General features: G+C 69.9%; 10 protein-coding genes. 4 read left to right on the top strand and 6 right to left on the bottom strand.

Features of this window, described 5'->3' with window-relative positions:
• Window positions 1-45: 45 nt before the first annotated feature.
• From ACFWBT_RS19465 to ACFWBT_RS19485, 5 genes are all read right to left on the bottom strand, one after another.
• Entirely contained in the window at window positions 46-2,763 is a 2,718-nt protein-coding gene (locus ACFWBT_RS19465; RefSeq protein ID WP_385701842.1) for a cation-translocating P-type ATPase, read from the bottom strand.
• A gap of 55 nt (window positions 2,764-2,818) precedes the next feature.
• Window positions 2,819-3,847, bottom strand: a complete 1,029-nt coding sequence (locus ACFWBT_RS19470; protein WP_385701824.1) for a polyphosphate kinase 2 family protein — start codon at window positions 3,845-3,847, stop codon at window positions 2,819-2,821.
• Between the two features lie 41 nt (window positions 3,848-3,888).
• Complete coding sequence (locus ACFWBT_RS19475) at window positions 3,889-4,434, bottom strand: three-helix bundle dimerization domain-containing protein (protein WP_385701826.1); 546 nt, start codon at window positions 4,432-4,434, stop codon at window positions 3,889-3,891.
• Between the two features lie 328 nt (window positions 4,435-4,762).
• Window positions 4,763-5,473 carry a lipoprotein gene (locus tag ACFWBT_RS19480; RefSeq protein WP_385701828.1) on the bottom strand — a complete coding sequence of 237 codons (711 nt, stop codon included), beginning with the start codon at window positions 5,471-5,473 and terminating at the stop codon, window positions 4,763-4,765.
• Between the two features lie 255 nt (window positions 5,474-5,728).
• Window positions 5,729-6,181, bottom strand: a complete 453-nt coding sequence (locus tag ACFWBT_RS19485; protein WP_385701844.1) for a phospholipase — start codon at window positions 6,179-6,181, stop codon at window positions 5,729-5,731.
• 589 nt (window positions 6,182-6,770) lie between these two features.
• Here ACFWBT_RS19485 and ACFWBT_RS19490 point away from each other — a divergent pair.
• Window positions 6,771-7,370, top strand: a complete 600-nt coding sequence (locus ACFWBT_RS19490; protein ID WP_385701830.1) for an isochorismatase family protein — start codon at window positions 6,771-6,773, stop codon at window positions 7,368-7,370.
• Between the two features lie 10 nt (window positions 7,371-7,380).
• On the top strand, window positions 7,381-8,292 hold the full coding sequence (locus ACFWBT_RS19495; RefSeq protein WP_385701832.1) for a GlxA family transcriptional regulator: 912 nt from the start codon (window positions 7,381-7,383) through the stop codon (window positions 8,290-8,292).
• Between the two features lie 37 nt (window positions 8,293-8,329).
• On the opposite strand, the gene nhaA is transcribed toward ACFWBT_RS19495, so the two are convergent.
• On the bottom strand, window positions 8,330-10,210 hold the full coding sequence (nhaA, locus tag ACFWBT_RS19500; RefSeq protein WP_385701835.1) for a Na+/H+ antiporter NhaA: 1,881 nt from the start codon (window positions 10,208-10,210) through the stop codon (window positions 8,330-8,332).
• A 390-nt stretch (window positions 10,211-10,600) separates the two neighbouring features.
• Here nhaA and ACFWBT_RS19505 point away from each other — a divergent pair, with 390 nt between their 5' ends.
• Window positions 10,601-12,988 carry an ATP-binding cassette domain-containing protein gene (locus ACFWBT_RS19505; RefSeq protein WP_385701837.1) on the top strand — a complete coding sequence of 796 codons (2,388 nt, stop codon included), beginning with the start codon at window positions 10,601-10,603 and terminating at the stop codon, window positions 12,986-12,988.
• A 330-nt stretch (window positions 12,989-13,318) separates the two neighbouring features.
• A partial coding sequence (locus ACFWBT_RS19510; protein ID WP_385701840.1) for a carboxymuconolactone decarboxylase family protein occupies window positions 13,319-13,661 on the top strand: 343 nt, incomplete at its 3' end.

The raw sequence follows: 13,661 nt of genomic DNA on the forward strand, positions 1-13,661 counted from the left end.
TCGGGTCGGTCCGCGCCGCGAGGGTCACGGACGGGGGGCTCGCACTCATCCGGTGCGCCGCGCCCTGCGGGCCAGGAGCTTACCCACCTCCCACAGGATCAGGAGCGCGACGGCGGACAGCAGCGCCCAGCCGAACTGCCGCAGGTCGATCTCGGTGGTTCCGAGGATGCGGCGGAACCCGTCCATCTGGGTCACCAGCACCGCGAGGACGAACTGGGCCAGTGCCGTCCAGTTCATCTGCTTGCTGTCGAACGTGCTGGTCGTCAGCACGGATTCGGTCTCACTCCGGCATTCGAACGCGGCCACGATCAGACAGAGCGCGAACGCGGTGAACGCCATCGAACTGCCGACGCGGACGCTGTCGAAGTGCGATTCACCGAACTTGATCAGCCCGAGCAGAATCAGTGTGATGGCCAGACCGCTGAGGCAGACCGTCACCATCACGGGCCGGGTCAGCACCGACTCCCCCCGAGGACGCGGGCTGCGCCGCATCAGTCCCGCGCTCTCCTTGTCGAAGCCGAGCGCGAAACCGAACGAGGCGTTGACCACGAAGTGGATCCACAACACCTGGGGCGGGGTGAAGGGTTCACCGGCCGCGATGTTGAAGATGGTGGCCCCGAGGAAGGTCAGCACGAACGTGACCAGCAACAGCAGGACGAACCGGATGTACTTGGTGAGGTTGTCGTAGAGCTTGCGGCCCTGCTCCACGGCGTAGACGATCGTCGCGAAGTTGTCGTCGGACAGGATCATCCGCGCCGCGTTCTTCGCCACGTCCGTACCGCTGCCCATGGCGATACCGATGTCGGCGGACTTGATGGCGGGAGCGTCGTTCACGCCGTCGCCGGTCATCGCGACGACATCGCCCTTCTTCTTGAGCGTGTCCGCGAGCAGCACCTTGTGCTCCGGCGCCACCCGCCCGACCACACCGATGTCCTCGATACGGGCCAGCTGCTCGCGCTCCGGCAGCGCGGCGAAATCGGCACCGAGGATCGCCTCGCCGGGGATCCCGAGCTGCCGGGCGATGGCGGCACCGGTGGTGACGTCGTCCCCCGTCACCATGCGGACCCGGATATGGGCGGCCTGGGCGCTGGCCACGGCGGCCCGGGACTCCTCGCGCGGCGGGTCGACCATCCCGACCAGACTGGTCATCCGCAGGTCGGTGACATAGGACAGCAGGTCCCCGCCGGGATCGAAGTCGGCCGGGTCCAGGTCCCGGGTCGCCGCCGCCATCACCCGGCGTCCCTCACCGCCCATGCGCTCGGACTGTTCGTCGGCGCGTCGGCTGAGCTCGTCGTCCCACGGGATCGTCGAGCCGCCCGACAGCGCGGTGGCCGCGCGGGCGGTCACCGCCGGAGCCGCGCCCTTGACGAAACAGCGCACCACCGGCCGCCCCACGGCGTCGACGGTGGAGTTGAAGGTGGCCATCAGCTTGTAGTCCGGGTCGAAGGGCAGCGTGGCGACACGGGTCAGCCGCTCGTGCGTGGCGTCGATGTCCAGCCCCGCCTTGTGGGCCAGAACCAGGAACGCGCCCTCGGTGGGATCGCCCACGACCTCGCCGTCCACCAGCTTGGCGTCGTTCGCCACGAGATACGGAAGGATCGCGTCCTCGACGCTCGGGGAGGCACCCGCGGCGTGATGGACCCTCCCGTCGAGGCCGTATCCCGTGCCCGAGACCGTGTACCGGTCGGTGGGGGTCACGACCTCCACCGCCGTCATCTGGTTCATGGTCAGGGTGCCGGTCTTGTCCGAGTTGATCGCCGACGTGAACGCCAGGGTCTCGACGGACGGCAGCTCCTTCACGATCGCGTTGCGCTTCGCCAGATTGAGACTGCCGACGGACAGGATCGCCTGGGTCACCGTGGGCAGGGCCTCGGGAATGGCGGCGATGGCCAGCGAGACCGCGCTCACGAACAGGGCGTCCCACGCCTGGTCGCGGCTGCGGCCGAGCGCGAACATCACGATCATGGTCAGGCCCGCGGCGGCCGTGATCCACAGCGTCAGCGTGTCGAGCTCCTTGGTGAGCGGTGCCTCCTCCCGCTCGGTCGCCGACAGCATCTCCGAGATCTTCCCGAGCTCCGTGCCCTCACCGGTCCCGGTGACGACGACGACACCGCTGCCATGGGTGACCGGGGTGTGCATGAACGCCGTGTTCGACTGATCGCCCGGGCCCAGCAGGACTTCCGGCAGCGTCGTGGCGTCCTTCCCGGCGGGGACGCTCTCGCCGGTGAGCGCGGACTCGTCGATCTGCAACGCGTGGGCCTCGATGATCCGCCCGTCCGCCGGGACCTGGTCCCCGGCGGAGATGAGCACGACATCGCCCACGACCAGTCGCTCCGCCGGGATCTCCGACTCGGTGCCGTCCCGCCTCACCCGGGCCGTCGCCGTCAGCATGGACTTCAGCGCGTTCATCGCGCTCTCGGCCTTCCCCTCCTGCCGCAGGCCCACGATCGCGTTCAGCAGCGTCAGCAGGACGAGCAGGATCGCGGTGGTCCACTCGGAGATCGCCAGCGACACGACCGCCGCCACCACGAGGACGATCTGCATATAGCTGCGGTACTGCTCGACGAACCGCCGCCACGCAGGACTCGACTTCTCCTCCGGCAGGGCGTTCGGCCCGTTCTGGGCCAGCAGTTCGGCGGCCCGGGCCGCGGTGAGTCCGGACGCGGGATCGACACCGAACGCCGACGCGACTTCCTGCGGAGAACGCGCGTACCAGAGCTCCGGAGCAACGCGCTCCGGAGCCGCGGGGCCGCTCGACTGCATCGCCATCTCAGCTCTCCGATCTGGATCCGGTCCGCCGTCCGTGAACCCGGGGGACTTACTTCCGCTTGCCCTTCCCGGTCCGCCCTGCCGCGGCGGAGGAATGCTTCCTCTTCGTCTCGCGGCGCTGCCCGCCGCTCACTTCGGGGACCGGATGCCGGGCCGCGTACGGATCGGCCGGCGCGCCCTCAGGAGCGTCGGCCTCCAGTTCCCGCCGGGCGGCGCGGAGGTCCTTGCGCGCTTCCTTGCCGACCACGGGATAGCGGGGGTCGATGTCCATCAGGGTGTGGGCCAGCACCGCCGCGGTGCAGACGCGCGCGAACCACTTCCGGTCCGCCGGGACGACGTACCAGGGCGCCCACGGCGTACTGGTCTGCGAGAGCATCTCGGAGAACGCGTGCTGGTACTCGTCCCAGCGCCGGCGTTCCCGGACGTCGGCCGCGGAGAACTTCCAGTTCCGCTCCGGCAGGTCGAGCCGCTTCATGAAGCGGGTGCGCTGTTCCTCCTTGGAAAGGTTCAGGAAGATCTTCACGACCTTGAACCCGTTGTCGGTCAGGTAGCGTTCCCAGTCGTTGATGGCCTGGTAGCGGCGATCCCAGATGTCCGGCCCGCACACATCCGACGGCAGCCGCTGCCGGTCGAGGACCTCCGGGTGCACCCGGACGACGAGCACCTCCTCGTAGTGCGAACGGTTGAAGATCGCGATGTCGCCACGGGCGGGCAGCCGGGCGGCGTACCGCCACAGGTAGTCGTGGTCGAGCTCTTCGGCGGAGGGCTGCTTGAAGCTGCTCACCTTGACGCCTTGCGGGTTCACCCCGCTCATGACGTGCCGGATCGTGCCGTCCTTGCCTCCGGCGTCGAGCGCCTGAAGACAGAGCAGTACTCCGTACGTGTCCTGGGCGGCCAGCCGCTCCTGGTACTCGGCGAGCAGTGACACCCCCGCCTCCAGCAGTTCGGCACCGTGCTTCTTCTTCAGCCCGGCCTTGTACCGGGGATCGAAGTCCTCGCCCAGGTTCACCCGCGATCCCGGCTCCACCCGCAAGGGATCGATGAGCCTCGCGACGCGTTCGGCCCTGACATCCGTCATGACGACCCGCCTCTCTTCCTGTCACCGTGTGTGCCGCGCGCTCATGGGCGCTCACCGACACGGCCCAGGTCGGAGGCGGGCGCGGGCCGGAGTCTGGCGGGAATCCATCGGCCGAGGAAGGGAGAGCGTGAGGGGCTTTTGGACGGCCGCGCCACCGGCCCGGCCGTCGTCGGCCGCGTGTCCGTCGAGTCCCCGACGGCCGCCGGTACGGGGGAGGCCGCTTCACGGTCGAGGGCGCCGAGCAGCACCCTGACCCGGCGTTCGATCAGAATCGGGACGTACGTCCTGACCTTCGCCTGCCGGAACGAACCGCGGGCCGTCGCGACCGCCTGATCCACGACGGACGGGTCGATCGAGGGGTGCGCGGCCTTCAACCTCGCCGCCAGACGAAGGAGGGCGACCGCCTCGTCCTGGCGGACGCCCTTCTCGGCCTCCGGGGCCGCCTGCGGAAGGGTGCTCGCGGGCGGATCGGGAGCGATGCCTGCCGGTGGAGCGGGAGCTGTGCCCGCGGGCGGAGCGGCAGCGCGACTCGCCCCTTGCGGTGCGCCGCCCTCGTCGGCCGTGGATGCCGGCTCGTCCGTCTTCATCGCTCAACCACCCGCGCGCTCGCAAGACTCAGGTCCCGAAGGGTCGGGGACCGCATGGCCGACGATCCCGTCCGACCGTCCCAAGACGGCTCGACGGCCGGGTACGAGGCCGCCGCTTCACTCATTCTGAGTCCGCCCGGTCGAAACCGCCTCACGGACGACGCACCCGTGCGGGGGCGCGTGCCAGGGCGCCGGCACAGCCGTGGAGACCGGCATCTCGCGAAGAAGGAGCGACGGTCATGCCCACGTGTCGGCTCGCGCGCGAAGGAGGTGCGGACGCCGTGTCCGACGACGGGCGGCGGCCCGTCGTCGGATCGGGTCGCGGGGGTCAGGTGGTGCGCAGGGTCCGCTTCGCGAGTCGGTACGCGGGGAGCATCTCGGTGTGCTCCGCGGTGTCCAGTCCGCCGAGGTGCACGACGACCGGGCCGTCGTCGGTGATGACGGCGAGCGCGCACTCCTTCTTCGATTCGTCCAGCACCTGGCTGGTGTAGACGTACTCCACCTCGGCGCCGGACAGCCCGCCCGCCTCGAACGAGCGGTAGGTCGCCTTGCTCGCGCCGTGCTCGGCGGCCACGAAGGCCTTGAGTACGGCGTCGGCGTCATCGGCGCCCGGCTTTCCGGTCCAGACCCTGAGGTAGCCGATGTTCCCGGCGGGCTTGGCATCGATCTCACAGACGAGGCTGACCGGACCCTGCCGGAGCAGCGCGTCGGCGAGATCGCCGGCCAGGCCGTCCTCCGGGGAGCCGGAGCTGTCCGAGCCGGTCGTGGACGTGTCCTGCGACGCCGAGGCGACGGCCTTCGGCTTCCAGTCCTCGGCCGTGTCGAAGCTGACCGGCAGTTCGCAGGCCGAGCCCGCGGGACCGAGTGTGCCGCCGCTCTTCGCCTCCGAGCCGGCGGCGCCGGAAGTCTTGTCCGTCGGCGTCGCGCTCACCGACGTCTTCGGATTCTCCTCGGCGGTATCCGAGCAGCCTGTCGCCACGACGGTCAGCAAGGCCACGCCCGCCAGCCCGCGCCACCCGGCCCGCGCTCCCACACCCATGATGTGCTCCCTCTATGGTCCGACGGACAATGTAGACGAAGGCATGGGTAGTAAGTACGGGGCGGGTGGCGGGGGTTCATGTCCACCTGTGGACCGGCAGGACGTGCCTGTCCGCGCTGGATCGACGACGTTGTTGACGGCTCATCACCAAGTCGCCAGCCGAACGAGGTTGGCTCGATTCATACGGGGTGTCGGCAGGACACATGTCAGGGCCGACCTGCGCGCGCTCGGCGCTCCCCGTGGGTGGGTGAAGGGTCAGCCGAGCGCCTTGACCGCCTGGTAGTAGGTCCAAGCCGTGCTGTTGCAGGAGGTCTTTGTCGCGCCACTGTACGCGGCGCACACCCGCTTCAGGTCTTCGTAGAAGGCACTGTCGAGGCGTGGCTTGTTGGCATCGAAGGCGCCGGCGGCCTTGTAGTTGCGATAGCCGAAGTCGTGGCGGGCACATGGTGTGGCGAAGGGGAAGCCGAAGGGGTTGTCCGGCGATGTGGAGCAGTAGTCGGTGGACCAGTCGAACGCATACGCCGACCAGGCCGACTGGTTCGAGCGTGCGGCCACCCAGGTGTTGTAGCTCGAGGCGCTGGTCTGGGTCCAGCTGGACAGGACTTGAGGCTTGTCGGCAGGGGCGGCGCTGGCGGCTGTAGCGGTCGCCGTGATGGTTGCGATGGCCATGGCCGAGGAAGCAAGGCCTGTGGCGAGTCTTCGGTGCATCCCACACCTCCATGATGCTGCGACCCGCCCGTCGGGCTGCAGGTTCATGACAGGAATGATCGGCATCGCAACCCTCCTTGCATAGTGGCTGGAGCCCAACAATCAATTAACTCGGGGGAGTTGGAGGGTCGTGCTTCATGGTTGCGACCACCATGGCGGACTATGGCTGGATGTGTTCCGTGGGGCCGCCCAACGCGCGTCTCCGAATTGTCCGTTGGCGAAGCCGGGGTGGGGCCGGTGCCGGAGTCCCGCCGGTACTGAGGGCCGGTCATGGGTCAGTGGTCGCGTCACTGTCGCTGTCGGCGAGGTGTCCCTGTCCGTCCCCTGTCCCATGTCCCATGACTTCATGTCTGCCACCCATGTACAGCACCCATGTACATGTGTCTGCCTTGATGGGCTCATGTCTTCATGTCCGTGCCTTTATGTCCATGGGACCCGTGCGGGCTCCTGCCCCATCAGGTCCGTCGACTGGCAGCCGGACCGGTTCCGGGCGCGACCGGAACGGGAATCACCGGCGTGACCGGATCAGTCCGCTCCCGGACCCGATGAGGTCTGTCCCCCACAGGCGGGCGACGGTCAGAGTGGGGGCATGACCCGAGCACTGATCGTCATCGATGTCCAGGAATCCTTCCGCGCCCGCCCGCTGTGGGAGACCATCTCCAACCCGAAGATCGCCGAACAGGTCGACCGACTGGTCCGGCTCGCCCGCCGGGCCGGTGACACGGTGGTGTGGGTACTGCACTCGGAACCCGGCAGCGGCGACGTGTTCGACCCCGCCCTCGGGCACGTCCGCCTGATGGACGAGCTCCGGCGCGAGGACGCGGAGCCCCTGATCCACAAGACCTCGCACAACGCCTTCACCACCACCAACCTGCAGCAGCTCCTCACCGAGCGCGGCATCCGCGAGCTCACCGTCTGCGGCATCCGCACCGAGCAGTGCGTGGAGACCACCACCCGACTCGCCAGCGACCTCGGCTACGCGGTCACCTTCGTCTCCGACGCCACCGCGACCAATCCCATCCCGCACCGTGACGCCCCCGCCGACCAGAGTGTGGCGGAACTGCTGGCGGACCCCCGCACCCTGGGCGCCGAGGAGGTCATCAGGCGCACGGAGTACGCCCTGGCGGGGCGCTTCGCCACCATCGCCACCGTCGACGATCTTGAGACCTCGGCCGCGTCTCGGGCATGATGACCGGATCGTGAGTCACATCGTCTTCTTCCTGGTGCCCGGAGTCCATCTGCTGGACCTGGCCGGCCCCGCACAGGTCTTCTCCACGGCCACCGACTTCGGGCACGCCTACACCCTCCACTACGTCGCCGAGCAGTCGCAGGTCCCCACCGCTCAGGGCCTGCCGCTGGTGGCCCGGCTCGACTGGCCCGAGCTCGGCCCGGACGACCTGATCGTGGTACCCGGCTGGCGGGCGCTCACCCTGGCCGACAGCCCCGCCATCGGTGAGGCCGGTCTGCGGGTCCTCCGGGACCACCACGCCAGGGGCGGCACCGTCGCCAGTGTCTGTGCGGGAGCCGACGCGCTCGGCCGGGCCGGGCTGCTCGACGGCCGTCGCTGCACCACGCACCACGACGTCCAGGACGAGCTGGCCCGCCGCTACCCTCGGGCGGCCGTGGTCCGCGACGTCCTGTACACCACCGACGACCGGGTGGTCACCTCGGCGGGCATCGCCAGCGGGATCGACCTCGCCCTGCACCTGATCGCCACCCGGCACGGCCCGGCCGTCGGCGCGCAGGTGGCCAGGGACATGGTGGTCTACGCCCGGCGCAACGGCGATGAACCCCAGGCCAGTGCGATGCTCCGGTACCGGTCCCACCTGGACGACACCGTGCACCGCGCGCAGGACCTGCTCGATGCCCGCTTCGACCGGCCGGTGCCCCTGCCCGACCTGGCCACGGCCGTCGGCGTGAGCGAGCGCACCCTCACGCGCCTCTTCACCCGCGCCACCGGCGGCCTCACACCCCTGCGCTACCAGCAGTCCCTGCGTCTGGAGCGCGCCGAGCACCTCATCAGCCACGGCGCCACCGTCGACGCCGCCGCACGCGCGGTGGGCTTCGAGGACGCCCGTATGCTGCGCCGCCTCCGGGCCCGCGCGGCCTGAACCGGCACCGCGCACGCCGGAGACACGGACACCGGCCTCAGGTGTCCTGTCCCGCTCCCGTGAGCGCCGCCCGCTGGCGCGCGGCACGCACGGCCGCCGCCAGCGAGGCGATGTCGTACGCGCCGTAGTGGCGGCGGCCGTTGACGAAGAACGTCGGAGTGCCCGAGACACCGCTGAGGTCGGCCGATTCGACGTCCATGGCCACCCGGGCGGTGCCCGCGCCGGCCCGGAGGTCGTCGCGGAAGCGGTCGTCGTCGAGACCGATGCGAGCGGCGTACCGGAGCAGGTCCTTCGGGCCCAGGTCGCCCTGGTGTGCCATGAGGAGGTCGTGCATCTCCCAGTAGCGGTCCTGGCGGGCCGCGGCCTCGGATGCCTCCGCGGCGAGCTGGGCGTTGGGGTGCACATCGGTGAGCGGAAGATGGCGCCACACATAGCGGACGTCACCGAAGTCGGCGAGCAGTTCGCGCACCGCGGACTCCGCCAGACCGCAGTAGGGACACTCGAAGTCGCCGTACTCGACGAGGGTCACGGGCGCGTCGAGCGGCCCGCGCACATGGTCGTGCTCCACGTCGACGGGCTCGCTGAGGTCGATGATGGCCTGGCCGCTGCCGAGGAGAGCCCGCGCACGGGAACGCGCGCCGAGAGCGCCGATCACCAGGGTGACGACCCAGGTGAGCAGGAACGAGCCCGCCACCGCGGCCAGAATGCCGATCTTCGCCTGCTCCAGACGGCTCCCGTCGAAGGCCAGCGACGCGATCAGCAGGGCCACGGTGAAACCCACCCCGGCCAGCGTGCCCCCCGCGGTGATGGCGCCCCAGCCCACGGGCGGGTGCAGACGTCCCCGTCCGGCGCGCGTCGTGAGCCAGGTGCCGCCGATGATGCCGACGGGCTTGCCGAGCATGTAGCCGAAGAGGATGCCGAGGGTGATCGGCGAGGTGAAGGCGTCGGCGAGCTGACCGGTGCTCAGGGTGATGCCGGCGTTGGCGAGGGCGAAGAGCGGCACGATCACGTAGCTGGTCCAGGGATGGAACATCTGCTGGAGCCGCTCGTTGGGGGAGAGCGTCGAGGCGAGGCCGCGTCGCACGGTGCGCTCGAGTTCCGGGGTCGGCTGCTCGCGAAAGCGCCGGAACAGCCGACTGGCGTGTTCCAGATCGCTGCGCTCGGCCGCGTACGCGTAGGTCATCATGCCCATCGCGAGACCCGTCACCACCGGGTCGATGCCCGACTTCAGGAGCGCGACCCAGATCGCCACGCCCAGCACGCCGTACAGGGAGGGAATCCGCGCGCCGATGGTGCGCCGCAGCAACAGGACGACCACGAACAGGCCGAGCGCCGTCAGCAGGGCGGGCAGCGAGATGGCTTCGCTGTAGGCGACGACGATGACGGCCAGGGCCAGGAAGTCGTCCACGACGGCGACGGTGAGGATGAAGACCCGCAGATTGGTGGGCAGCCGCGACCCGAAGACGGCGAGCATGCCCAGGGCGAAGGCGGTGTCCGTCGACATCGCGGCACCCCAGCCGTGCGCCGCGGAGCCGTGGCCCGCGGTGACGGCCAGATAGACGACGACGGGGACGATCATGCCGCTGAGGCCGGCCAGCAGCGGCAGGGTGACCCGGCGGCGCTCCCGCAGCTCTCCCAGGTCGAACTCACGACGCGCCTCCAGGCCGACGACGAAGAAGAACAGCGTCATCAGGCCGCTGTTCACCCACTCGCGCAGGTCCAGTGACACTCCGCCCGACCCGAGGCGGATCGACAGCTCGGTGCCCCACACCGTTGCGTACGAGTCGGGGCCGATGTTGGCCCAGGCCAGCGCCACCAGGGCGGCGGCGAGCAGCACGGCGGCACTGCCGGTCTCCGTCCGCAGGAACGAGTGCAACGGGCTGCGTGCGTCCTTGCCGCACTGACTCTGGCCTGACATGGGCGACGTATCGGATGGCATGGTCACCCTCCGATTCTCGCCCCAGACCTGATCGGTCCACCTGCCGCCACCCTTCGGCGCTGCCGTGGAGTGCCGACGGAATCCGAGCGGTCGGTGGAATCACGCCCTGCCGGGCGACGGCGGCCGGGACCGGAAACGGTCAGGAATCGAGAAGCGCGGGCCACCGGGCCTCACCTAGCGTGTCTGCATGGACTTCGGCACATCACGTCGGCCCGCACCGCCGGTGAGGTACGTCGTGGACGGTGGCCGCGACCGAGCGGTCGGAACCGGCCGAGAAGCACCCGGCGCACCGCGCGCGGCTGGTTGGATCGAGCCAGGCGATGCCGGCGGAGACCGCGAAGGCGGCCCCGCCCGACAGATGGAGACACGATGAGCAAGGCCACGAGGACGGACACGCAGTCGCCTGCGCCGCACGGTGCCGACAGCCACGATCTGATCCGCGTGCTCGGCGCGCGGGAGAACAATCTCAAGGACGTCAGCATCGAGATCCCGAAGCGCCGGCTGACGGTGTTCACCGGGGTGTCCGGCTCGGGCAAGAGTTCGCTGGTGTTCAACACGATCGCCGCCGAGTCGCAGCGGCTGATCAACGAGACCTACAGCAGTTTCGTGCAGGGATTCATGCCCACGCTCGCGCGGCCCGAGGTCGACGTCCTCGAAGGGCTGACCACCGCGATCATCGTCGACCAGCAGCGGATGGGTTCCGACCCCCGCTCCACGGTCGGCACCGCCACGGACGCCAACGCCATGCTGCGCATCCTCTTCAGCAGGCTGGGAAAGCCGCACATCGGCCCGCCCAGCGCGTACGCGTTCAACGTCCCCTCGGTCAAGGCGAGCGGTGCCATCACCGTGGAGCGCGGCGCCAAGAAGACGGTGAAGGCGACCTTCAACCGCACCGGCGGCATGTGCGGGCGCTGCGAGGGCCGGGGCACGGTCTCCGACATCGATCTCACCCAGCTCTACGACGACTCCAAGTCCCTCAACGACGGCGCCATCACCATCCCCGGCTACGGCTCGGACGGCTGGAACATGCGGCTCTACAAGGAGTCGGGCTTCGTCGACCCGGACAAGCCGATCCGCAAGTACACGAAGAAGGAGCTGCACGACTTCCTCCACCACGAGCCGACCCGGATGAAGATCGCGGGCATCAACATGACGTACGAGGGTCTGATCCCGCGGATCCAGAAGTCGATGCTCTCCAAGGACAAGGAGGCGATGCAGCCGCACATCAGGGCGTTCGTGGACAGGGCCGTCGCCTTCACGACCTGCCCCGAGTGCGACGGCACCCGGCTCAGCGAGGGCGCCCGTTCGTCGAAGATCAAGCGGATCAGCATCGCCGACGCCTGCGGTATGCAGATCAGTGACCTGGCCGAATGGGTCCGCGGTCTCGACGAGCCCTCGGTGGCACCGCTGCTCTCCGCGCTTCAGCAGACCCTCGACTCGTTCGTGGAGATCGGCCTCGGCTACCTCGCCCTGGACCGGCCGGCCGGCACGCTGTCCGGCGGCGAGGCGCAGCGCGTCAAGATGATCCGCCACCTCGGTTCCTCGCTCACCGACGTCACCTACGTCTTCGACGAGCCCACGGCGGGCCTGCACCCCCATGACATCCAGCGCATGAACGACCTGTTGCTGCGGCTGCGGGACAAGGGCAACACGGTGCTCGTCGTGGAGCACAAGCCGGAGACCATCGTGATCGCCGACCACGTCGTGGACCTCGGCCCCGGCGCCGGTACGGGCGGCGGCTCCGTCTGCTTCGAGGGCACGGTCGAGGGACTGCGGACCGGCGGCACCGTCACCGGCCGCCACTTCGACGACCGGGCCTCCGTCAAGGAGACGCTGCGGAAGCCCACCGGCACGCTGGAGATCCGCGGCGCGTCGGCGAACAACCTGCGCGATGTCGACGTCGACATCCCGCTCGGGGTACTGGTCGTCGTCACCGGCGTCGCCGGGTCCGGCAAGAGCTCGCTCGTGCACGGGTCCATCCCGGCCGGTGACGGTGTGGTGTCGGTCGACCAGGCGCCGATCCGTGGTTCGCGGCGGAGCAACCCGGCGACGTACACCGGTGTGCTCGACCCGATCCGCAAGGCCTTCGCGAAGGCCAACGACGTGAAGCCGGCACTGTTCAGCGCCAACTCCGAGGGCGCCTGCCCCACCTGCAACGGTGCCGGCGTCATCTACACGGACCTGGCGATGATGGCCGGCGTCGCCACCACCTGTGAGGACTGCGAGGGCAAGCGGTTCGACGCGTCGGTCCTGGAGTACCACCTCGGCGGCCGGGACATCAGCGAGGTGCTCGCGATGTCGGTCGACGAGGCCGAGGAGTTCTTCGGCACCGAGGAGGCGCACACACCGGCCGCGCAGCGCATCCTCGGGCGGCTCGCCGATGTCGGGCTCGGCTATCTCACCCTCGGACAGCCGCTCACCACGTTGTCCGGCGGCGAGCGGCAGCGGCTCAAGCTGGCCACGCACATGGCGGACAAGGGAGGCGTCTACGTCCTCGACGAGCCGACCACGGGCCTGCACCTCGCCGACGTCGAGCAGTTGCTCGGTCTGCTCGACCGGATCGTCGACTCGGGCAAGTCGGTGATCGTCGTCGAGCACCACCAGGCGGTCATGGCACACGCCGACTGGATCATCGACCTCGGCCCCGGTGCCGGTCACGACGGCGGCAGGCTCGTCTTCGAGGGCACACCGGCCGACCTCGTCGCCGCCCGTTCCACCCTCACCGGCGAGCACCTCTCGGCGTACGTCGGGGCCTGACCGAGGTCCGCGCGGACGCGGGGGACGAGTTCTCGCCCCGGATCGCGGTGATCTCGGCCGGAACTCGTCCCACCCGGCCTCCGGCCACGGTCGGGTGACCCGTCCGACGGGGAGCCGAGACATGCCGGACGCCGAACAGCGCCCGCGCCGACCGCAGGTGGCGGCCCGTCGGCCGGGCCGCCACGGTCAGGGCGAGCGCTGCCGGACCGACCGGGCTCCGCGCGCGCCCCGACCCGAATGCTTCTACCGTTGACCCACAGAGTGGCGCCCGCGGACAGCAGTTCCTTCCGCCTCCAGCGCCCCCGTCAGCGCATCAGGAGGCCGGCCGCCATGACCACCGCATCCGAAACCCCTGTCCTGGACACCCTCGCCGCCATGACCGTCGACTCCCTGGAGCGGTGCGGACTGCCCCCGGACACCCTGATCCTCACCCGCATCGCGGCACTCGCCGCCTCGGACGCGCCCCCCATCTCCTACCTCGCGCACGTCGCCCCCGCCCTCGACGCCGGTCTGACCATCGCCGAGGTGCAGGACGTCCTGGTGGCCATCGCCCCCATCGTGGGTACCGCCCGGGTCATGACGGCGGCGGGCAACATCGCCGAGGCGCTCGGCGTCGCGATCGCCGTGGCCGACGCGGAGATCGAGGCGGAGCTCGAGGCCTCGACCGGGAGCC

This window comes from Streptomyces sp. NPDC060027 (genome assembly GCF_042737005.1).
GTDB lineage: Bacteria > Actinomycetota > Actinomycetes > Streptomycetales > Streptomycetaceae > Streptomyces.

Bases quoted from the DNA above. Each gene is read 5' to 3' on its own strand.
- ACFWBT_RS19470 (WP_385701824.1), bottom strand. From the start codon at position 3,847: ATGACGGATGTCAGGGCCGAACGCGTCGCGAGGCTCATCGATCCCTTG.
- ACFWBT_RS19505 (WP_385701837.1), top strand. From the start codon at position 10,601: ATGAGCAAGGCCACGAGGACGGACACGCAGTCGCCTGCGCCGCACGGT.
- ACFWBT_RS19475 (WP_385701826.1), bottom strand. From the start codon at position 4,434: ATGAAGACGGACGAGCCGGCATCCACGGCCGACGAGGGCGGCGCACCG.
- ACFWBT_RS19465 (WP_385701842.1), bottom strand. From the start codon at position 2,763: ATGCAGTCGAGCGGCCCCGCGGCTCCGGAGCGCGTTGCTCCGGAGCTC.
- nhaA (WP_385701835.1), bottom strand. From the start codon at position 10,210: ATGTCAGGCCAGAGTCAGTGCGGCAAGGACGCACGCAGCCCGTTGCAC.
- ACFWBT_RS19490 (WP_385701830.1), top strand. From the start codon at position 6,771: ATGACCCGAGCACTGATCGTCATCGATGTCCAGGAATCCTTCCGCGCC.
- ACFWBT_RS19480 (WP_385701828.1), bottom strand. From the start codon at position 5,473: ATGGGTGTGGGAGCGCGGGCCGGGTGGCGCGGGCTGGCGGGCGTGGCC.
- ACFWBT_RS19485 (WP_385701844.1), bottom strand. From the start codon at position 6,181: ATGCACCGAAGACTCGCCACAGGCCTTGCTTCCTCGGCCATGGCCATC.